Origin of the sequence: Bacillus sp. N447-1, from assembly GCF_022701035.1 — a bacterium.
GTDB lineage: Bacteria > Bacillota > Bacilli > Bacillales > Bacillaceae_G > Bacillus_A > Bacillus_A cereus.
In genome coordinates this window covers 2,185,969-2,206,450 of sequence record NZ_CP065509.1, presented here as the reverse complement: position 1 = coordinate 2,206,450, position 20,482 = coordinate 2,185,969, and the positions used below count along the sequence as shown (strand labels likewise).

Sequence of the window (20,482 nt, the reverse complement as noted above, 5' to 3'; positions counted from 1 at the left end):
AATTTGTGATAATAAATTCGTAGATTACGAGGAGGATAACCTTGAAGACTTTTTCAAAAGGTATAACAGCAGTGGCATTAACGGGATCATTACTTTTAACTCCTATTTCAAGTTATGCGGCAAATGATGATATTACAGGACATATGTTTGAGACGAATATGCGCTCACTTATTACTAAAGGAGTTTTAATGGGGTATGGGGACAATGTATATGCGCCTGATAAATTAGTAACAAGAGCAGAGTTTGCTACATTCATAGCGAGAGCTTTAAATTTACCGAAAGCTGATTCGAATTTCGAGGATGTGCCGAAGACTTACGGTTTATATGATGGTGTAAGTAGAGCATATGGAGCGAAAATTATTAATGGTCGTACGAACGAGACGTTCTCACCAAATGATGTGATTACACGTGAAGAAATGTCGATCATGGTAAAGCGAGCGTTAGACTATAAAAATATTAAAGTAGCTGTAAGTCCGCTTACCTTTACTGATAAAGATAGTATTAACTATAAAGAGCATGTGCAAGTTATGGTGGCTACTCAAATTATTAAAGGGTATCCAGAAGATAATACATTTAGACCACATTTATCAGCTACAAGAGGGATGGCTTCAGCTATGTTGGATCGCATGCTTCAGACGATTGAAAAAAACGGAAATACCAATCCTGTAGAAACTAAGAAATATGTTGTGACAAATGTAAGAGAAAACGGAACAGAGCAAGAAGTAGAGCGCTATAATACGTATAAAGAAGCGGTTACGGCTGCTCAAAATAAAGGTATGAATGCGGTAAAATATGAGAACGAATTTTTATGGATTAAAGATGGTTTTGCAAGTGCGAAAAGAATAACTGGGCAAAACATCATTAATATTTATGATGAGAATTTAGCAACAGTATATACGTATATTCAGTATGGAACAGAATTGAAAGTGTTAGAAGTTGGCGAAGATCGTGTGAAAGTTCAACTTTCTGGTTTGACAGGTTATGTGAAGAAGAATGAAATCACTTTAATTCCTACAAATGAAATGAAACAGTCGTCTTATTATGTGAAATCAGATGGATATTTATACCATAAATATTATACATATAATACAAGTTCACCTGGATATACAGAATTTAGATATGGTGTGGCACCTTCTTTCATGAAGCAAGGACAGCAAATGTATAGTGTAGATGGAAAGACATTCGGAGACGAAACTTTCTATCAATATTTCAATTATTTATCATTACGTTCGAAAACAGATTATACAGCTGAACAACTAGATAGTTATGTGAAATCGATTAAGCCAGACTCTCCATTAATTGGTTTAGGAAAGAAATTTAAAGAAGTAGAAAGCAAGTATAATGTAAATGCATTATTCTTATATTCATTAGCAATTCATGAAAGTTATTATGGAACAAGCGCTCTTGCAAAAGACAAAAATAATTTATTTGGTTTAAAAGCAACAGACGATAGCCCATATGGTAACGGGGAAGCATTTAATTCAAAAGAAGATTGTATTGAACATGCAGCAAAATTATACATGAATGAAGGATATTTAAATCCAGGACATTGGCGTTATACAGCAACATATACAGGTGATAAAGCTGCTGGTTTAAATGCGAAATATGCATCTGATGCGAACTGGGGTAAAAAAGTAGCGGGGCATATGAACCGTTTTGATTCTTATTTAGGTAAAAAAGAGTACAACAAGTACAAACTTGCACGTGTGATGAATAACGTGGAAGTGAAAAAGAATCCTAGTATATCAAATGAGCGACTGTATCGTTTAAATACAAATGTAGTTGTTACAGTTACTGGTGAAGAAATAATAAATGGAAAAGCGTGGGTTAAAGTTATTTCAGATAATCCTACTGTAACAGAAGCGTATATTGCAAAAGAAAGCTTAGAATACGTAAAACATTAATTAAATAAAAAAGAAGGTGCTACTAATATTTCGTAGCACCTTCTTTTTATTCAATTTCAAAATCAACAATGATATAAGCGAGAATAACAACGAAGAAAATGCTAACGGCTGGCGCTGTTAATACGTGGCCAGACATAAAGCCAATGCCAAGTGATAGAATGAGTGTGCTCGCTAATAGCATATACTTTACGGTCATGATTTTCTTAAAGTTTGTGATCATGCGGATGAATAATGTAATACCAAAGTATAGAAGTGGTATTAAGTAAATAAGGAAACCGACAATTCCAAATGCGAAAAATAGGTCATGGAAGTCCATTTCAATTAATTTAATTTTATCTGTGTAGTTACCAGCGTAACCCATTCCGAATAGTTTTTGTGAAAGCGGTGCGTCTTTATAGTACTGTTTGTATGTTTTTAAGAATTTGTCGCGATCGCTGTAAATTAAACTTTTTACTTCAGAATCTGTAAGTTCACCTTTTGCATGTTTTTTTGCATCTTCTGGATCTTCTTTAATTACTTTTCCTTCTTTTCGATCTTTCTCTTCTTGTACTGATTTTTTGTATTCGTATATTTGCATGTGAATGCCCATATTTTTTGCGATAGGAGTATGCGGTGTAAGAACAATTAAACCTCCTAGTATAACAGCGGCAACAACGGTATTTACAATATGTGTGAATCCTTTTCCTTCTTTTTTACGATTTATCATGTACTCAATGAATGAGAAGAAAAGTGCTACGCCTAATGTAATAACAATTGCGCCATATCCGACTTTCGTTCCGACCATAATACTTGCATACATCGCAAGTATTGTTGGAATCCAGTAATATATTTTCGAGAAAGAAGTTGTTTTATGAATCGAATATAAGACAATGATTGGGAACATAATGGCGAAAAGAGAACTTAAATCATTTCCAGCGAAGAACCAACCTCTTGAACCGACTTTTGAGTGAGGATAGCTTGGGAAATCCGTTCCAGTTTGCATTGCGACAATCATTGTGATGCTTAAAATTAAAGTTGCATATAAGAAATATGTAATGATTTTATGAAATACATACTCTTTATTTTTTAGCTCTTTAAAGGCGATAATATATCCAAACAGTAGCACAACTGGATATACGCTCTTTAAAATAAATTTAACTTCTTCTCCAAATGAAACTGGAGATTTAACCATCATATTATTTACAAGACCGATTGCGAGTGCGATTCCGAGTAAACATAAATAGAGGATGTACTTTTTCGCATCTTGTTGTTTGTGATGAAGAAGTAGGTATCCTAATGCAAGAAGCATAAAGGCGAAACGGACTACAACTCCAACTGTTGCGCTCATGTGTAGTATATAGATTGAAAAAGATGTTAATAAATCTAAAATTGGTTGAAACACAATGAATAGCAATAGGAAATGTGGGAAGTAGTTATCCGTTTGTTTCAACTTATTAACCATATGTTCCTCCAGTTCTTCATTCCTTTATTACAACACCCAAAAGATGGGTATAAAGCCTTTTTTATATAGTAAGGCGAATGAATTTCAATATTTGTTTTTTTATCAAACTTAAGAATACACCATTTCATTGTAATGGTAAATAGATGAAAAGCATGGATAAACCGACTTTAATTTCTATATTTTTCAACGGAATTGTATGTTTTATACGGTATATGTACAAATTGTGAGATTATTAGACAGAAAATTGAGAAAAAAGAAGGGTTTTTCAATGGTTCTCTATAATTATATAAGTATAATCTTTATGGAGAAAAGAGGGGTATATATAATGGAAATAACAAGTAAAACAGAATCTGTCGTTGTGAAATATGAAGGCCACGTTGCAACGGTTATGGTCAATCGCCCAGAGGTGTTAAATGCGTTAGATGAGCCGACCTTAAAAGAGTTATTACAAAAGTTGAAAGAAGTAGCGGAAAGTTCTGCGCATATCGTTGTGTTATGCGGGAACGGCCGTGGTTTTTCTGCGGGTGGGGATATTAAATCGATGCTTTCAAGTAATGATGAAAGTAAGTTTGATGGTATTATGAATACTATTTCTGAAGTTGTCGTGACGTTATATACGATGCCAAAGCTTGTTATTAGTGCAATTCATGGACCGACTGCAGGTCTTGGGTTAAGTATTGCGTTAACAGCTGATTATGTAATGGCGGATATATCATCTGTTATTGCGATGAACTTTATTGGAATCGCTTTAATTCCAGATGGAGGCGGTCATTTCTTCCTTCAAAAGCGCGTTGGTGAAAATATGACGAAGCAAATTATTTGGGAAGGTAAGAAATTATCAGCGACAGAAGCGCTTGATATCGGCTTAATTGATGAAGTAATCGGCGAAGATTTCCAAACGGCTGTGAAGCAAAAAATTAATGAATGGTCACAAAAACCGATTAAAGCAATGATTCAAACGAAGCAAATTTTATGTGAAGTAAATCGCTCTAATTTAGAGCAAACATTGCAATTAGAAAAGCGTGGTCAATATGCAATGAGACAAACAGCGGATCATAAAGAAGGTATTGCTGCGTTTTTAGAGAAACGTTTACCAGCATTTAAAGGGGAATAAAGTGAAGTGAGGATTTTGTCCATTCCTCACTGATTATTAGCTCGTTAATTCGGGATAAAGGGGAGAAAGTGCTAACACATTTTAGTATAATTGTGTTAGCACTTTTTTTAAGGAGTAATACATGAAGAAAATGATCGGTGTTATCACTATTATTTTGCTTACATATTCTGCTTTGCATAGTACACCATCTTTGGCAGTTCGGACTGCGTTATTTTTTGAGGGACATCCAAGTGTTGCATTTTCTGACGGGGTGACGAAAGAAAAAGATGTGAAAAAAGAAGCGATTCCAGATGAGTATCAAACTCTATATGGTAAGGACGAAGACTTAGAGCACTATTTCTTTCCACATGTAAGAGCACATGGATCAGGAATTGATATGTTAAGTGCATGCGTGAAGAAAAAATGGTTTTTCTATAAAGCAGAGCTCGGATGTTATTAAATATAGGAGGATGAATGATGTCAGCATATAACAAGTTAGTAAGAGATCGTGTTCCAGAGAAGATTTTAATGTCTGGAAAAACGTATACAGCACAAAAATTAACAGGGCAAGCATACATACAGGCTTTAGCGAAAATTGGAACGGAAGAAATTCGTGAATTTGCTTCTATGAAAGAACGCGAACATGCGCTAGATTCTCTTGCAGATGCGCTAGAGGTTATCATTTCATTAGCACGTGCAGAAGGTGCATCGATTGAAGATGTGGAACGCCTTCGTAAGCAAAAAGAGATAGAGCGCGGTGGATTTGAAAGAGGGATTTATTTATTAGATGTTTCAGAAGAATAGTTTTATAGGAAAAGCATAGCGTTAATGAGTAACGCTATGCTTTTTTGTTGCAATGAAGCTAATAATGAAGAAGATAGTTGTTAATATCCAGCCGATTGTAATAGAAGTAGTAGTATGAATGGCATAAGAGATTTGTAAACAAAATAATGATGCTAAAAACCAAATGAGTGCAATGTGTATATATTTTTTTGATATATTCATATTTCAGGACTCCTTTTGTATACTAAAAAGAATTTTACTACAATTTAGAAAATTAAGCTATATAAGTAGAGGTTTTCTGGCGAATTTTGTATACTGAATAGTAGAGAAAATGAGGAGGAAACGACAATGGCACATCATACGAAAGAAACGATGGAACTGATTAAGGAGCTTGTCTCTATTCCGAGTCCGTCTGGAAATACAGCAAAAATTATTAATTTCATTGAAAACTATGTCAGTGAGTGGAACGTAGAAACGAAACGTAATAATAAGGGAGCTCTTATTTTAACGGTAAAAGGGAAGAATGATGCGCAGCACCGCTTATTAACGGCACACGTTGATACGTTAGGTGCGATGGTGAAAGAAATTAAGCCTGATGGTCGCCTGAGTCTTTCTATGATTGGTGGATTTCGCTGGAACTCTGTAGAAGGAGAATATTGCGAAATTGAAACATCAAGTGGCAAGACATATACAGGAACGATTTTAATGCATCAAACATCTGTACATGTATATAAAGATGCAGGTGAAGCAAAACGCGATGAGAAAAATATTGAAGTTCGTATTGATGAGCGCGTATTTTCAGCTGATGAAGTACGCGAATTAGGAATTGAAGTAGGAGACTTCGTTTCATTTGATCCGCGTGTTCAAATTACAGAGAGTGGATACATAAAATCCCGTCATTTAGATGACAAAGTAAGTGTTGCGATTTTATTAAAATTAATTAAAAGATTACAAGATGAAAACGTAACATTACCATATACGACGCATTTCTTAATTTCTAATAATGAAGAGATTGGATACGGTGGTAATTCTAACATTCCTGAAGAAACTGTTGAATACTTAGCAGTTGATATGGGAGCGTTAGGTGATGGACAAGCATCTGATGAATATACAGTATCTATTTGTGCAAAAGACTCTAGCGGCCCGTATCATTACGCACTGCGTAAACATTTAGTAGAGATTGCGAAAACGAATCATATTGAATATAAAGTAGATATTTATCCATACTACGGATCTGATGCATCAGCTGCGATTCGCGCGGGATTTGATGTGAAACATGCTTTAATTGGAGCGGGTATTGATTCTTCTCACGCATTTGAACGTACACATGAAAGTTCTATTGCGCATACAGAAGCATTAGTGTATGCATATGTAATGTCTAATTTAATTGAAGAATAATTTCATAGATAATAGAGAGCTGATTAAAGATATTATTTTTAATCAGCTTTTTATTTGGCGAAGCGATTAGGAGACATGTTCTAATCGCTTTTTTATCCCGCTATTTGCCGAGTAGTAAGACCCCTACCTCAAAATTCAGCGAAAGCAAAAAAGTTAGATGGGGACCGGGCTGCCCGTAAAAGCCCGATTGGTGAGGGCTGATTAAAGTTTTTTTATATACATTCATTATAAGTTATATATATGCGATTTTTGTTATAAGGCCGGAAACGTATTTACTATAGATATATAATGTTATACACTATGAAAGGAATTAATTAATAGTTAATATTTTTTAGTTAGCTTGATTAAAAAAATGTATGAATATGAAGTTTTGAGAGGAGATTTATTTTTCATGAAGTACAAAGCAATAGCCGCAGGTTTATTAGCAGCAAATTTACTAGCACATCCAATTAGTAGTTTAGCAGAAACGAAGAAATTTCCTGATGTTTCAGATAGTGCGTGGTCGAAAGACGCAATTTATTATTTAGTAGAGAGAAATGTAATTAACGGTATGCCAGATGGTAACTTTATGCCATACGGAAATTTAACACGTGCCCAGGCAGCAAAGATTATCGCAACAGCAATTGGTGCTAAAGTAGATCCAAATGCAAAGCCGTCTTATAATGATGCAAAAAATAGTTGGGCAGCTTCATTTATTGCAGCCATGGAAAAAGAGAATATTATTAAAGGGCGAGAACCAGGAGTATTTGATCCTGAAGGAAAAGTAACTCGTGCTGAAATGGCAGCTATGCTTGTAAGAGCATATAATCTGAAAAGCAAAGTAACAGGACCAGTTCCTACAAAATTCGCTGATTTAGAGAATCATTGGGGTAAAGAAGAAGTTAATATTTTAGTAGAATTAAAACTTTCTTTAGGTACAGAGAATGGCTGGAAACCGAATGATTCTATTACGCGTGAACAAGCAGCTCAGCTTACTGCGCAAACAGATAAATTTAGCAAGAATAGTGATCGTCCAGTAGAAACAAAGAAAATGTACATAGATAGAAAATTCATTACATATCACGCACCATCATTAAGTTCTGGGATTAGTGCGAATCAGCATAATCCACAAACGGTAGAAATTAAAGAAGAACGAGATGGATGGATCAAAATTGCAACAAGTAACGGTGATAAATGGACACCTTTAGTAGAGAAAACAGAAGTTATTAATGAAGGATTCACTACTTATGCAGAAGCTTCTTCTTCGTCAAAAGTAATGGGAACACATAACGCACAGCAAGTAACTGTTATTGAAGAGAACGGCAGCTGGATTCGTATCCGCATGGGCGCTGGTTTCCAATGGGTTAATAAAAATCAATTAAATCCAGTGAAGCAAGGGAATTTCTTAGAAGGAAAAGCGATTATCATTGATCCAGGTCATGGTGGAGTTGATCCAGGGCATTCTGGTGTGAAAATGGATGAAAGTGCTATTGTATTAGATACATCTTTACGTGTACAAAAACTATTTGAACAAAAGACACCATTTACTGTTTTATTAACACGTAATGATGATACGCGTCCGGGAAATACTCCTGGTGAATCTTTGAAAAAACGTGTAGAATTTGCACAAGAAAATAAAGGTGATATTTTCGTAAGTATTCATGCAAACGGGTTTAATGAACAAGTAGAAGGAACAGAAACGTTCTACTACAGATCGGCAACAAATCCAAACTCAGAAGAAAGCCGTGTACTAGCAGAAAAAGTACAAAAACGTTTAGTACAAGCACTTCAATCAAATGATAGAGGTGTAAAGACAGAAAACTTCTATGTAGTGAAATACAATACAATGCCTGCTATTTTAGCTGAACTAGGTTTCATCGATGCTAAAGGTGAAGGTGAAAAACTAGCTACTGAAGAATGGAGACAACGTGCAGCGGAAGCGATTTATCAAGGCATTTTAGATTACTATGAAGAAATGGGTAACAACGTGTCTTCTTTCCGTTAATAAATAATAAGAGATTGCCATTGGCAGTCTCTTTTATGTATTAACGTTTCTCTTTATTTCCGGCATATGATATCATTTAATTTTATATACAAAAGAAAAGTATTTGAGTAATTGTAATCATAACAATTTTAAACGATAGAGGATGATAATAGATTGAATAATCATAGTAAAACACCTGCCTGTATATATACGTATGCATTTCGTGAGGAGGAGCGTGCTTTATGTTACTTGGAAATGCGCTCGTTCTTTGGAATGGAGTCCCACGTTAATATTTTAAAAAGTGATGTCAAGATTGACCCGAGTAGAAGTGCGTTTATGAAAGAGCGTGTTGAGGTTATGTATGAAGGGGACGACTTAGAAAGCATTTTAAAACAAGTGGAACAAATTGATTTGGCGGGAGCGACATTTAAAGTTATCTTCGTTAAAATCAATGACCTCGTTGGGGAGAATAAAATTGAATATGGAGAAAGACGTCTTATTGAACGAGACCTTGGCATGCATATTGAAGGAGAAGCGGATGTTCGTAATCCAGAGCGTGTATTCGGGATTGTTCCTCTTGGAGGACGCTGGTACTTCGGGCACTATGTAGAAAGCGAACCAGTTTGGTATCATCACATAAAAAAACCGCATAGTTATTCGACATCTCTTAGCACACGTGTTGCGAGATCAGTTGCAAATATCGCTGTACCAAATCCAGAAGGAGTACGAGCAATTGACCCGTGCTGCGGTATTGGAACAGTAGTAGTAGAAGCACTTTCTATGGGGATTAATATCGTTGGTAGAGATATAAATCCACTTGTAGTTCTTGGAACGAGAAAAAACATCGCACATTTCGGATTTGAAGGAACAGTAACAAAAGGTCCAATCGAGGAAATTACTGAGAACTACGACGTTGCCATTATCGATATGCCGTATGACTTATTTACGCATGCCACACCAGAAGACCAGCTCTCCATTCTTTCAAGTGCACGCCGCATCGCGAAAAAAGTAGTCGTTGTCACGATGGAAACAATGGATGACATGATCCATGAAGCAGGATTTGAAATTACAGATCGCTGTATTACAAGAAAAGGATCATTTACTAGACAAATTCTTGTTTGTGAATAGAAAGAGAAAGGTCACCCGTTTGGGTGACCTTTTTCTATTGTAGTTTGATGTGTGATTGGTTGGTGGTGTAGATAGATGAATTAGCGGAATTTGTCGGTAAGTCGATATTCCATGGCAAATCGCCGATATATTCCGAGAATCGTCGATAGCGTTACATTAGAATGTTACTGTTCTTTTAATTTTTCTTGTTGTGCGATTAATAAATTGCGTAATATGTGTCCGCGGTAACTTTCTAGTTTTCTTCCTTCATGATAGCGCACACCTAATTTTTTTAGTTCAGCTACGTACCAGCCCTTTGTTCCGTAATACATGGGATCACTTCCTTTTTGCTTTTGAACAGTATATGTTGGGGAGCGAAGTAACTTTACATTGAAAATAATAATGATAAAAGGAATTTTGCATGTGTGTACCAGTGAAATTGCAAAGTTATCGAGGTGTTTTATAACGTAACGTCCAAGCCGTGTATAAAAAAGTAGACAGTTGTATATGAATTTGTTGAAAAAAGAATACACATTACTGAGGGGATTTGAAAAAAGTAATGCTATACGATTTGGCATGATACTTGCGTTGGAAATAGTATCAACGTATAGGGGAGAGATAGAAATGAAGGTTAGTAAAATATATACAACGATTGATGCACACGTAGCTGGGGAACCACTTCGAATTATTACGGGCGGAGTGCCAGAAATAAAAGGAGAAACGCAGCTGGAAAGACGCGCCTACTGCATGGAACATTTGGATTACCTTCGTGAAATTCTGATGTATGAACCGAGAGGGCATCACGGAATGTACGGTTGTATCATTACACCGCCAGCAAGTGCCCACGCTGATTTTGGTGTGTTATTTATGCACAATGAAGGATGGAGTACGATGTGTGGTCATGGCATTATCGCTGTTATTACAGTTGGAATTGAAACAGGCATGTTGGAAGTAAAGGGTGAAAAACAAAAGTTCATTATTGATAGCCCAGCCGGAGAAGTTATTGCGTATGCAAAATATAACGGGAGTGAAGTAGAATCTGTATCATTTGAAAATGTTCCTTCATTTGTATACAAAAAAGACGTTCCTATTAAAATAGATAACTATGAATTTCAAGTAGATATCGCGTTTGGAGGAGCATTTTACGCTGTTGTAGACTGTAAAGAATTTGGTTTGAAAGTTGATTTCAAAGATTTATCTGCTATTCAAATGTGGGGCGGTAAAATTAAACATTATATAGAGAGCAAAATGGAAGTGAAACATCCACTTGAAGAAGGATTGAAAGGAATATACGGCGTTATTTTCTCAGATGATCCGAAAGAGAAAGATGCAACTTTACGAAATGTAACAATCTTTGCTGATGGGCAAGTAGATCGTTCTCCTTGCGGTACAGGAACTTCCGCAAGAATCGCAACTCTTTTTGGAAAAGATGCTTTACAAAAGGGAGAAATTTTCGTCCATGAATGCATTACTGACGGGAAATTCGAGGGGGAAGTATTGTCGGTAACCGCAGTAGATACATATGAAGCTGTCGTTCCAAAAGTAACGGGGAATGCCTTTATTACAGGATTTCATCAGTTCGTTGTAGATCCGAGAGATGATTTGAATCGAGGATTTTTGTTAGGATAAGAGGAGGGGGTGGAAAGATATGCTTGTCATAAGCGCGAACGAACAAAGAAACTTAGTAAATATGAATGAAGTTATTGAATACGCGGCGCTTGCTTTAAAAGAATTTTCCGCAGAAAGAACGATTACACCAATAAGAGGCTCATTACCATTTGCGAACGAGCAAAATACGGCATTAATTATGCCTTCAGTAGCGGAAGGACTTGAGGCACTTGGAGTAAAAATAGTAACGGTAGTCCCGCAAAATAAACAGATAGGAAAGAAAACGATCAATGGGATTGTGATGCTATCAGACTTTCAAACGGGAGAACCGCTCGCACTTCTAGAAGGATCGTACTTAACGATGATCCGAACGGGCGCCTTATCAGGAGTAGCGACAAAATATTTAGCTCGTCATAACGCAAAAACTTTATGCATTATCGGCACGGGTGAACAAGCGAAAGGAATTGCCGAAGCAATATTTGCGGTTAGAGATATCGAAAAAGTCATCTTATACAATCGCACAGAAGAAAAAGCGTATGCATTTGCGCAATATATACAAGAGAAATTTGGTAAACCTGCTTACGTTTACAAGGATCCAAATGAAGCAGTACGTGAAGCAGACATCATCGTCACAACTACGAACGCAACCACACCAGTCTTCTCAGAAATCTTGCAAAAAGGCGTCCACGTAAACGCCGTCGGCTCATTCAGACCGAGCATGCAAGAACTACCCTCACATGCCATAGCTAAAGCAAACAAAGTAGTAGTCGAATCAAAAGAAGCAGCACTAGACGAAACAGGAGACCTTCAAGTTCCGATAAAAGAAGGTCTATTCAAAGCAAACGCCATTCACGCTGAACTTGGTCAAATTATAAGCGGAGAAAAAGCTGGGCGCGAAAATGATGAAGAGATTACTATTTTCAAATCAGTTGGTTTGGCGGTAGTAGATATTATCGTTGCGAAGTATTTGTATGAGAGAGCGTTGGAGCAAGGGGTAGGGAATAAGATTGAGTTTTGAGACTGCCTTTTGGTGGTCTTTTTTTCAATTCATCAAATGTCATGATAACCTCCTAAATGTGTTTTTTGTCTTTAATTTCATTCTACATTTTAGATCATATAAAACAATCATTTTAGAGGGATTTTCTGTAAGTTGATAGTTTTTTAACTCATTTTATGAGGCTACTTATTCGTGGTCTTTTTATTTTCTCCTCCGCATAAATATGGTTTATCGCAAGAATGCATTAATAGATTACAAACTTTCTACCTTTGCGAAAAAGTTTGACTTTATATAAGGGTAGTGGTAATTTAAAACCTATAAGAAAACTCGGTATTAATTCCGAGTTTTCTTATAGGTGTAAATAGTCGAGAGGGGTCGAAATATGAAGAAGAAGTTGTTTGTATTACCATTTGTCCTACTATTATTTATTGCATTAGCTGCTTGTTCAGGGGAAAAAGATTCGAAGCAAGCGGGCACTAGTAAATCAGGGACTCCGAAAGATGGAGGAACGTTAACGATTGGTGTTAGCGATAATCCAGATACGATGAATCCGCTTTATGCGAATGATCGTGTGTCATTAACTGTGCAGCAGGCTTTATATGCGCCGCTATATCATATGGAAAACGGTAAGAAAAAGTTTGTTCTTGCTGAGAGCTTTACGCCTTCAGAAGATCAATTAACTTGGACACTGAAGTTAAAAGATAATTTGAAATGGCATGATGGTAAGAAAATTACATCAGACGATATAGCATTTACATTCCAATCTATTTTGGATGAAAAGCAAAATAGCTCAAGTCGTGAAAACTTTATTTTTAAAGGAAAGCCGCTTGAGGTGAAAAAGGTAGATGAGCTAACAACTCAATTCGTTTTACCACAAGTAAGCGCATCTTTCGAAGGTGTGATGAATGATTTCTTCCCAATTCCGAAACATGTATTTGAAGGGGAAGCAGATTTAGCGAAGAGTAAGAAAAACTTACAGCCTGTAGGATCAGGGCCGTTTAAGTTTAAAGAGTATAAATCAGATGAGTACGTTGCATTAGATCGATTTGATGATTATGTAGGTGGGAAAGCTAAATTAGACTCTATCGTATACCGAGTTGTAAAAGACCGTAATACAGCAAATGTTTCACTGCAAAATGGTCAAATCAACATGAAGATGATTGAGCCACAAGACTTTAAGAAATTAGATAGCACTGGGAACTTCTCAATGGTGACATTCCCTGAAGGTAGATTATTCTACTTATCTTATAACATGAATACGGAGCTTATGAAGAAAAAAGAAGTGCGCCAAGCAATTGCACATGCGTTAGATAAGAAAGAAATGATTAACTCAGCATTCGTTTCAGGTGAATTTGCAGAACCAGCAAATTCAATCTTAACGCCAGACGCTATGTATTATGCGAAAGATATTAAAGACTATAAGTATGATAAAAAAGAAGCGAAAGATTTATTAGCAAAAGCTGGCGTGAAAGATAAAGAAAAAGTACGTGTGATGTATGTAACGAATAATAAAATTATGGAAAGCTTAGCGCTTTATACACAACAAAAATTAAAAGAAGTTGGCTTAGAAGTTGAACTAAATGCATTAGATGCTAGTGCAGCAAGTGAAAAAGGCTTAGATAAAGAGAATAAAGAATATGACATTACATTTGGTGGTTACATAATGGGACCTGAGCCAGATTCATATAAGAGCTTATTCTTAAGTAATGCTGAATACAATTATGCACGATATAAAAACGCTGATTTCGATAAGTTATGGGAAGAAGCTGCAGTTGAAACAGATAAAACAAAACGCGCAGAGCTATACCATAAAATTCAAGAGACAGCTAGAGAAGACGTACCTTATCTACCAATCGCGTATCCGAAAGCAGTTATTGCAGTAGATAAAAAGTTTGATGGATTAAAAGAAGCGAAAGCAATTCCTGTCACAATGTTTGAAGATCTATCTAAGATTTATGAAGTGAAATAAGAAACAATAAAGAAGCTGGTGGAAATCAGCTTCTTTAGCTTGAGGGGGGAAGTTTGTGTATAAAGTAATTGCGAAGAGGCTTTTAAATGCAATTCCGCTTTTATTTGTTATTTCTATTATTTCTTTTCTATTAATAAAGCTAGCGCCGGGGGATCCCGTTCGAAACTTTGTAACGCCAAACATGAGTCCAATTGATGTGGAGCGTATTCGCAAAAGTTTAGGACTAGATCAACCAATTTACGTGCAGTATTTTTTATGGTTAAAAAACATTTTAACAGGAAATTTTGGTTACTCACTTCAAAATCATCGTCCTGTTTTGGAACTTATCACAGAAAGATTACCTGCAACAATTGGGTTAATGGGATCATCTTTACTCGTCTCATTCGTAATCGCAATACCACTTGGACTATTTACAGGTGTGAAAAAGAATTCATTCTTTGACCGCATTGTAAACTTTATTTCATACGTTGGTATTTCTATGCCGGTTTTCTGGTTTGCACTACTATTAGTCTACTTATTCTCTTTAAAATTGAACCTACTTCCGAGTATGGGTATGCGCACCGTAGGTAAAGACTCTGTCTGGGATATTGTGCAACACGGCATTTTACCTTGCATGGTGCTTGCGTTCCAAAACGTATCTGTTTATATGAGATATATTCGTTCAAGTACGATTCAGCAATTAGAAGAAGAATATGTACAAATTCAATATGCGTATGGTGCTTCAAAGAAAACAGTGTTATTTAATCACGTACTTCGAAATGTATTAATACCGATCATTACAATTTTCGGATTATCGATTCCAAGTTTAGTAGGCGGAGCGTTCATTACGGAAACAGTATTTTCATGGCCGGGTCTTGGTTCACTGGGGGTAAATGCTATTTTTAGATTTGATTATCCGATTATCATGGCAATTACATTACTATCATCATTCATGTTAATTCTCGGTAACTTAATTGCTGATATTTTATATGGCGTAGTAGATCCGCGCATTCGAATGAGGGGGTGATTTGGAATGAATAATAGGAGATTTCAAACGATAAAACATAGCTTTACGAAAAATAAGTTTGTTGCAATGGGAGTTATTATACTTGCGGTTTTAACGGTCGCATCAATTTTCGCATTCGTATCGCCGTACGATCCTAGCAAAATGTCGATTCCAGATCGCTTACAAGAACCGAGTATGAGTCATCCTTTCGGAACGGATGATTACGGAAGGGATTACTTAACGAGAGCGTTATATGGCGGACGAGTTTCGCTTGCGGTCGGTTTCCTTGCGATGGTTGTTTCTATTACAATCGGTACTGCAGTTGGAACAATTAGCGGGTATTTTGGCGGAAAGTTAGACAACTTTTTAATGCGAGTTGTTGAAGTGCTTATGTCAATTCCATCATTCTTTTTAATGCTACTATTAAATGCGTATTTAAAACCAGGAATTACGACGCTAGTTCTTATTATCGGATTACTAACATGGATGGACACCGCCCGTATTGTAAGGGCAGAAACGTTATCTGTAAAAGAGCGTGAGTACGTTTTATACGCAAAAGTATCAGGACAAAAGTCACTTATGATTATTGTAAGACATATCATTCCTAACATTTTATCAACCATTATTATCGCCGCGACATTAACGATTGCGACATCAATTTTAATGGAATCATCACTTAGTTTCCTAGGTTTAGGTATTAGAGAACCAGATTCTTCTTGGGGCAGCATGCTAAACAATGCGCAAGGATATATTGGTGAAGCTTGGTATTTAACGCTCTTCCCAGGATTTCTTATCCTTTTAACGGTACTTAGTTTTAACGTAATTGGTGAAGCATTGAAGAAAGCTTTCGCACCAAAAGGAGCCGGACATGAAAACTAAAGTGTTAAGTGAAAGGAGTGAGAAGCGTGTCTGAAAAACTACTAGAAGTGAAAAATTTAAAGACTTCTTTTTTCATAGAAAGTGGCGAAGTTGAAGCGGTTCGCGGCGTTACATTTCGCTTAAATAAAGGAGAAGTAGTCGGTATCGTTGGGGAATCTGGAAGCGGAAAGAGTGTAATGGCGAAGTCTGTTATGTCTCTCGTTATGTCACCAGGAAAAGTGAAAGAAGGGGAAATCCTTTTTCATAATGAAAACATACTTTCTAAATCTGAAAAAGAATTACGTTCTATTAGAGGAAATCAAATTTCACTTATCTCTCAAGACCCAATGTCAGCGCTGAATCCGGTCGTGAAAATTGGGAAACAAATGATGGAAGTAATTATACGTCATCAAAAAGTGAAAAAGAAAGAAGCAGAGCAAATCGCGATTAACTTGTTAAAACAAGTCGGCCTTTCGTCGCCAGAAGAAAGGGTAAAACAATATCCGCATGAACTAAGCGGTGGTATGAAGCAGCGAGTTATGATCGCAATGGCGATGTCTTGCAACCCTGACCTTCTTATTGCGGACGAGCCGACGACTGCACTTGATGTAACGATACAAGCACAAATACTAGATTTAATGAAAAACTTAAAGAACGAAACGAATATGGCGTTACTTCTTATTACGCATGACTTAGGAATCGTCGCGCAAAACTGTACGCGCGTTATCGTTATGTACGGCGGGCTTATTATGGAAGAAGGACCTGTACTTGATATTTTCCAATCGCCGAATCATCCATATACGAAAGGGCTATTAAACTCTTTGCCAAAAATAGCGAACGGCGTAAAAGAAAGACTCGCTCCTATTCAAGGTGTAACGCCAAACTTATTAAACCCGCCACAAGGTTGCCCATTCGCAGAGCGTTGCCCGCATGCGATGGACATTTGTGAAAAAGAACGTCCGCCATATTTTGAAATCGGAAACGAAAGACGTTCCATGTGCTGGTTAAACGATAAGACAGTAGGTGATTCACATGCATGAAGAAAACTTAATTGAAGTTCGGAACTTAAAAAAGTATTTTCCTATTAAAAAAGGACTATTTGGCAGGAAAACAGAGCAATTAAAAGCAGTTGATGACCTTAGCTTCACCATTAAAAAAGGTGAAACATTCGGATTAGTAGGAGAATCAGGTTGCGGAAAATCAACGACAGGAAGAAGCATCATTCGTTTACACGATGTCACTTCAGGTAACGTTTTATTCGACGGAAAAGATATCGCAAGTTTAAAAGAAAGTGAACTAAAAGAATATCGAAAAAGAATGCAAATTATTTTCCAAGATCCATACGCATCATTAAACCCGGCAATGAATGTATTCCAAATTATTAGCGAACCGATGAATATTCACGGATCTTATGAAAAAGAAGAACAAAAAGAAATCATTTTAGACCTTCTGAAAAAAGTAGGCCTAAAAGAAGAACATTTATATCGCTACCCGCACGAATTTAGCGGGGGCCAGCGCCAGCGCATTAGCATCGCGCGCGCACTATCTGTAAAACCAGACTTTATCCTATGTGACGAACCAATCTCAGCACTAGATGTCTCAGTCCAAGCGCAAGTCGTAAACATGCTGCAAGACATCCAAGAAGAAACAGGCGTCACATACTTATTCATCGCACATGACCTATCGATGGTAAGGCACATATCAGACCGCATCGGAGTCATGTACTTAGGAAACATAGTAGAAATTGCCGACAGCGAAGACCTATACACAAAACCGGCACATCCATACACACAAGCACTACTCTCATCCATGCCAGAACCAGATCCAACAAACATAGGAAAAGAACGGATCATCCTAGAGGGAGAAGTACCAAGCCCACTAAACTCACCATCCGGCTGCAAATTTAGAACGCGATGCAAATTCGCCACTGAAAAATGCGCGCAGGAAGTACCGAAGATGGTTGAGATTGCGAAGGGGCATCAGGTGGCTTGTCATTTGTTTTAGAGGGAGAGCACCAGGGGGACCTGGTGCTTTTTTCTTTTGCGTTGGGGTGTGGGATTGGTTGTTAGTTTAGGAGATAACGCGCTCGAAATTTGTCGGTAAATCGATATGTTGTGTCGAAACGTTGATATATTCGGAGTTACGATCGATATAATTGAATAATCGTTGATATATTTTTGTAAAGAGTGGGATTAGTTGTAGATTAATGTAGAAATTTAATGTTTTCGAAAAAAAGAATTGACTTCTATATTAGTTGTAACTAAAATAGTTACATAAAAATGTAATCGATTTAGTTACAACTAATATCTGCTAAAAATATGATTTATATATTTAATTAAGGATGGTGGTCCATACGTTGCCACCCGGTGTAGAAAGTTACTAACACATTCAAATCGATGCATATTCTAAGCTTTAGTATTTTCTGTTACGGGGCAATAAGGTGAAACGTTATCTTTTGTTAAAAACCTTGGTGGATCTTTCTTTGGAAATATTAGTTTTGGGGAAATATAGTAAGGTATCTAAAAAAGAATAAGGTATAAAAAGATGTACTTATATAAACCAAAAATTTAGTTGAGCTGGATAATAAAAAAAAGGTAGGAGATTTAAATGGAGACGAAACAAGATAATCTTATTTACGTATGGGATGCATATTGTGGATGGTGCTATGGTTTTTCAGAAAGTATTAAAGGATTTTACAAAAACCACACTGAAGTACCATTAACGGTTTTATGTGGAGGGTTATTTTTAGATAATTTACCAATGAAAAACTTTTCATATATAGAAGAAGGAAATAAAAGAATTAATCAACTTACAGGTGCTGAATTTGGTCCTTCCTATCAAAAATTGGTGGAGGAAGGGACTTTTAAAATGAATTCGAAAGATGCTGCAATTGGTTTTTCAGCTTTACGCTCATTAGCGCCAGACCGTTTATTAGAATTCACTTCGGCTATGCAAAAAGCGTTTTATTATGAGGGCCAAAGTCTGAGTGATCCAGAAACATATCGCAAAATTGCAATCGAGCATGGTTTGGACCCTGAACAAGTATTAGAACGTTTAAACGCTCAAGAAACAATAATAGATGTCCAAAATGATTTCAATAAAGTTCGACAGCTTGGTGTTAATAGCTATCCTTCATTACTTTTACAAAAGGATAATCAAATTATTCCTATTGGTGGTGGCGTAATGACACCGGATAAAATTGAAGCGCGTTTTAAAAATTTATATTAAGAAAATTTAGGATATAGTAGCAAACATGTTATCTTAGGGAACCTGACATTCATCCCCGGAATATTCGCCGGTACTATTACACTTTCAGATGAATGGGAGTGGGAGATTTTATCCCGCTTTAACGGGCAGTAAGACCCTCACCTCAAAATTCAGTGGAAGCAAAGAAGTTAGGTGGGGGATCAACTGTCCGTAAAAGTCCGATTGGTGTGGGCTAATAATCAGTGGGGGATGAACAACCCCCCCACTGATTAAAGTTTCACTTTATCGGAACAAGATAAAAATATGATAATTAGTTTATAACTTTAACAAAAGGAGAATAACATACTATGTTTAAAACAATCGATACAAATCAAAAAGATGTGAAATTAACGGTGTTTAGTTCGGACGAAAAAAGCTTTATGGTCACAGCAACATTAGTTGAGAAAGCAGGACATGCATTTTTAATAAACTCAAAATTTACTCAATCTGATTCGAAAGAAATTGTTGAGTATCTGAAAAAAAACAACTTATCTCTAGATAAAATCTTTATTATTCATGGGGATCCAGACTACTACTTTGGATTAGAGAGCATTAAAGCCGTTTACCCAGAAGCTATAGCGTATGCAACAGAGTCTACTGTTGAACATATCGTTCATTCTGTCTTAGGGAAACTAAAAGTTTGGAAAGACGCCCTTGGAGAAAATGCACCAAGTAACGTGGTATTACCTCAAGTATTTAAAGAAAAAGTGATTGATTTTCAGGGGTTAACATTTGAACTAGTAGGCTTAGATCATTACAGAACTAGCCTATTTAATAAAGAACTAAAAGTATTAATTGGTGGTATCGATGTATTTAACGAAATACATGTATTCTTAGCGGATACTAGCTCAAAAGCGGCTATGGAGGCATGGATTGAGAACTTGAAAGTATTACAAGCATTACATGCTGACATAATTGTGCCTAGCCATGGATCAATCGAAAAATCCCTAAATAATCAAGCACTTACTGCGACAATGGATTATCTAAGAACGGCGGTTCAAGCTTCTGAGGAAAGTGGAACTTCAAAAGATTTTGTGACAAAACTTGAAGCAGCATATCCAGACTATGCAAATAAAGGTGTATTAGAATTAAGTGCAAAAGTTGTAACAAAAGAAATGCCTTGGGGTTAA

Annotated in this window: 19 protein-coding genes; 16 read left to right on the top strand and 3 right to left on the bottom strand. The window is 36.5% G+C overall.

Annotation, left to right across the window (positions count from 1 at the left end):
• The first annotated feature begins 41 nt into the window (after positions 1-41).
• Positions 42-1,904 (top strand): S-layer homology domain-containing protein, encoded by a 1,863-nt coding sequence (locus IQ781_RS11125; RefSeq protein ID WP_000847509.1) that lies wholly within the window; start codon positions 42-44, stop codon positions 1,902-1,904.
• A 46-nt stretch (positions 1,905-1,950) separates the two neighbouring features.
• On the opposite strand, the gene IQ781_RS11120 is transcribed toward IQ781_RS11125, so the two are convergent.
• Positions 1,951-3,345 carry an O-antigen ligase family protein gene (locus IQ781_RS11120; RefSeq protein WP_033695767.1) on the bottom strand — a complete coding sequence of 465 codons (1,395 nt, stop codon included), beginning with the start codon at positions 3,343-3,345 and terminating at the stop codon, positions 1,951-1,953.
• A gap of 301 nt (positions 3,346-3,646) precedes the next feature.
• Between IQ781_RS11120 and IQ781_RS11115 the strand changes: the two genes are divergently transcribed.
• From IQ781_RS11115 to IQ781_RS11105, 3 genes are all read left to right on the top strand, one after another.
• Complete coding sequence (locus IQ781_RS11115) at positions 3,647-4,459, top strand: enoyl-CoA hydratase (protein ID WP_001999174.1); 813 nt, start codon at positions 3,647-3,649, stop codon at positions 4,457-4,459.
• 121 nt (positions 4,460-4,580) lie between these two features.
• On the top strand, positions 4,581-4,898 hold the full coding sequence (locus tag IQ781_RS11110; RefSeq protein ID WP_000738198.1) for a hypothetical protein: 318 nt from the start codon (positions 4,581-4,583) through the stop codon (positions 4,896-4,898).
• A gap of 17 nt (positions 4,899-4,915) precedes the next feature.
• Complete coding sequence (locus tag IQ781_RS11105) at positions 4,916-5,242, top strand: nucleoside triphosphate pyrophosphohydrolase (protein WP_001277350.1); 327 nt, start codon at positions 4,916-4,918, stop codon at positions 5,240-5,242.
• Between the two features lie 21 nt (positions 5,243-5,263).
• Here the strand turns inward: IQ781_RS11105 and IQ781_RS11100 are convergent, their stop codons facing one another.
• Complete coding sequence (locus IQ781_RS11100; protein ID WP_006919761.1) at positions 5,264-5,443, bottom strand: hypothetical protein; 180 nt, start codon at positions 5,441-5,443, stop codon at positions 5,264-5,266.
• A gap of 126 nt (positions 5,444-5,569) precedes the next feature.
• Between IQ781_RS11100 and IQ781_RS11095 the strand changes: the two genes are divergently transcribed.
• The 3 genes from IQ781_RS11095 to IQ781_RS11085 all read left to right on the top strand — a co-directional run bounded on the left by IQ781_RS11095 (position 5,570) and on the right by IQ781_RS11085 (position 9,710).
• Complete coding sequence (locus IQ781_RS11095) at positions 5,570-6,619, top strand: M42 family metallopeptidase (protein ID WP_086411651.1); 1,050 nt, start codon at positions 5,570-5,572, stop codon at positions 6,617-6,619.
• Between the two features lie 391 nt (positions 6,620-7,010).
• Positions 7,011-8,603: an N-acetylmuramoyl-L-alanine amidase gene (locus tag IQ781_RS11090; RefSeq protein WP_000875341.1), complete on the top strand. Its 1,593-nt coding sequence runs from the start codon at positions 7,011-7,013 to the stop codon at positions 8,601-8,603.
• A gap of 153 nt (positions 8,604-8,756) precedes the next feature.
• On the top strand, positions 8,757-9,710 hold the full coding sequence (locus IQ781_RS11085; protein WP_001059321.1) for a TRM11 family SAM-dependent methyltransferase: 954 nt from the start codon (positions 8,757-8,759) through the stop codon (positions 9,708-9,710).
• A gap of 164 nt (positions 9,711-9,874) precedes the next feature.
• Here IQ781_RS11085 and IQ781_RS11080 read toward each other — a convergent pair whose 3' ends face one another.
• A complete protein-coding gene (locus tag IQ781_RS11080; protein ID WP_139256965.1) occupies positions 9,875-10,105 on the bottom strand; it encodes a YflJ family protein in 231 nt (76 codons plus the stop codon).
• Positions 10,106-10,313: 208 nt separating this feature from the next.
• Here IQ781_RS11080 and IQ781_RS11075 point away from each other — a divergent pair, with 208 nt between their 5' ends.
• The 9 genes from IQ781_RS11075 to IQ781_RS11035 all read left to right on the top strand — a co-directional run bounded on the left by IQ781_RS11075 (position 10,314) and on the right by IQ781_RS11035 (position 20,482).
• Positions 10,314-11,318, top strand: a complete 1,005-nt coding sequence (locus IQ781_RS11075; protein ID WP_017674479.1) for a proline racemase family protein — start codon at positions 10,314-10,316, stop codon at positions 11,316-11,318.
• Between the two features lie 19 nt (positions 11,319-11,337).
• Entirely contained in the window at positions 11,338-12,315 is a 978-nt protein-coding gene (locus IQ781_RS11070) for an ornithine cyclodeaminase family protein (RefSeq protein ID WP_000960320.1), read from the top strand.
• A 361-nt stretch (positions 12,316-12,676) separates the two neighbouring features.
• The gene (locus IQ781_RS11065) at positions 12,677-14,263 is read left to right on the top strand and encodes an ABC transporter substrate-binding protein (protein ID WP_016125551.1); all 1,587 of its coding nucleotides are present in this window, start codon (positions 12,677-12,679) and stop codon (positions 14,261-14,263) included.
• Positions 14,264-14,318: 55 nt separating this feature from the next.
• Complete coding sequence (locus IQ781_RS11060) at positions 14,319-15,269, top strand: ABC transporter permease (RefSeq protein ID WP_000278778.1); 951 nt, start codon at positions 14,319-14,321, stop codon at positions 15,267-15,269.
• Positions 15,270-15,275: 6 nt separating this feature from the next.
• The gene (locus IQ781_RS11055) at positions 15,276-16,127 is read left to right on the top strand and encodes an ABC transporter permease (protein WP_001065285.1); all 852 of its coding nucleotides are present in this window, start codon (positions 15,276-15,278) and stop codon (positions 16,125-16,127) included.
• Between the two features lie 26 nt (positions 16,128-16,153).
• Positions 16,154-17,146: an ABC transporter ATP-binding protein gene (locus IQ781_RS11050; protein ID WP_001291146.1), complete on the top strand. Its 993-nt coding sequence runs from the start codon at positions 16,154-16,156 to the stop codon at positions 17,144-17,146.
• Positions 17,139-18,110, top strand: a complete 972-nt coding sequence (locus IQ781_RS11045) for an ABC transporter ATP-binding protein (protein ID WP_000544130.1) — start codon at positions 17,139-17,141, stop codon at positions 18,108-18,110. Before IQ781_RS11050 ends, IQ781_RS11045 begins: the two co-directional genes overlap by 8 nt.
• A gap of 603 nt (positions 18,111-18,713) precedes the next feature.
• Positions 18,714-19,334, top strand: a complete 621-nt coding sequence (locus IQ781_RS11040; RefSeq protein ID WP_000448622.1) for a DsbA family protein — start codon at positions 18,714-18,716, stop codon at positions 19,332-19,334.
• 326 nt (positions 19,335-19,660) lie between these two features.
• Positions 19,661-20,482: an MBL fold metallo-hydrolase gene (locus tag IQ781_RS11035; RefSeq protein WP_139846934.1), complete on the top strand. Its 822-nt coding sequence runs from the start codon at positions 19,661-19,663 to the stop codon at positions 20,480-20,482.

What these genes read in the sequence shown, in the direction of transcription:
- IQ781_RS11110 (WP_000738198.1), top strand. Translation starts at nt 4,581, where the DNA reads ATGAAGAAAATGATCGGTGTTATCACTATTATTTTGCTTACATATTCT.
- IQ781_RS11040 (WP_000448622.1), top strand. Translation starts at nt 18,714, where the DNA reads ATGGAGACGAAACAAGATAATCTTATTTACGTATGGGATGCATATTGT.
- IQ781_RS11070 (WP_000960320.1), top strand. Translation starts at nt 11,338, where the DNA reads ATGCTTGTCATAAGCGCGAACGAACAAAGAAACTTAGTAAATATGAAT.
- IQ781_RS11105 (WP_001277350.1), top strand. Translation starts at nt 4,916, where the DNA reads ATGTCAGCATATAACAAGTTAGTAAGAGATCGTGTTCCAGAGAAGATT.
- IQ781_RS11065 (WP_016125551.1), top strand. Translation starts at nt 12,677, where the DNA reads ATGAAGAAGAAGTTGTTTGTATTACCATTTGTCCTACTATTATTTATT.
- IQ781_RS11045 (WP_000544130.1), top strand. Translation starts at nt 17,139, where the DNA reads ATGCATGAAGAAAACTTAATTGAAGTTCGGAACTTAAAAAAGTATTTT.
- IQ781_RS11115 (WP_001999174.1), top strand. Translation starts at nt 3,647, where the DNA reads ATGGAGAAAAGAGGGGTATATATAATGGAAATAACAAGTAAAACAGAA.
- IQ781_RS11035 (WP_139846934.1), top strand. Translation starts at nt 19,661, where the DNA reads ATGTTTAAAACAATCGATACAAATCAAAAAGATGTGAAATTAACGGTG.
- IQ781_RS11055 (WP_001065285.1), top strand. Translation starts at nt 15,276, where the DNA reads ATGAATAATAGGAGATTTCAAACGATAAAACATAGCTTTACGAAAAAT.
- IQ781_RS11095 (WP_086411651.1), top strand. Translation starts at nt 5,570, where the DNA reads ATGGCACATCATACGAAAGAAACGATGGAACTGATTAAGGAGCTTGTC.
- IQ781_RS11100 (WP_006919761.1), bottom strand. Translation starts at nt 5,443, where the DNA reads ATGAATATATCAAAAAAATATATACACATTGCACTCATTTGGTTTTTA.
- IQ781_RS11090 (WP_000875341.1), top strand. Translation starts at nt 7,011, where the DNA reads ATGAAGTACAAAGCAATAGCCGCAGGTTTATTAGCAGCAAATTTACTA.
- IQ781_RS11075 (WP_017674479.1), top strand. Translation starts at nt 10,314, where the DNA reads ATGAAGGTTAGTAAAATATATACAACGATTGATGCACACGTAGCTGGG.
- IQ781_RS11120 (WP_033695767.1), bottom strand. Translation starts at nt 3,345, where the DNA reads ATGGTTAATAAGTTGAAACAAACGGATAACTACTTCCCACATTTCCTA.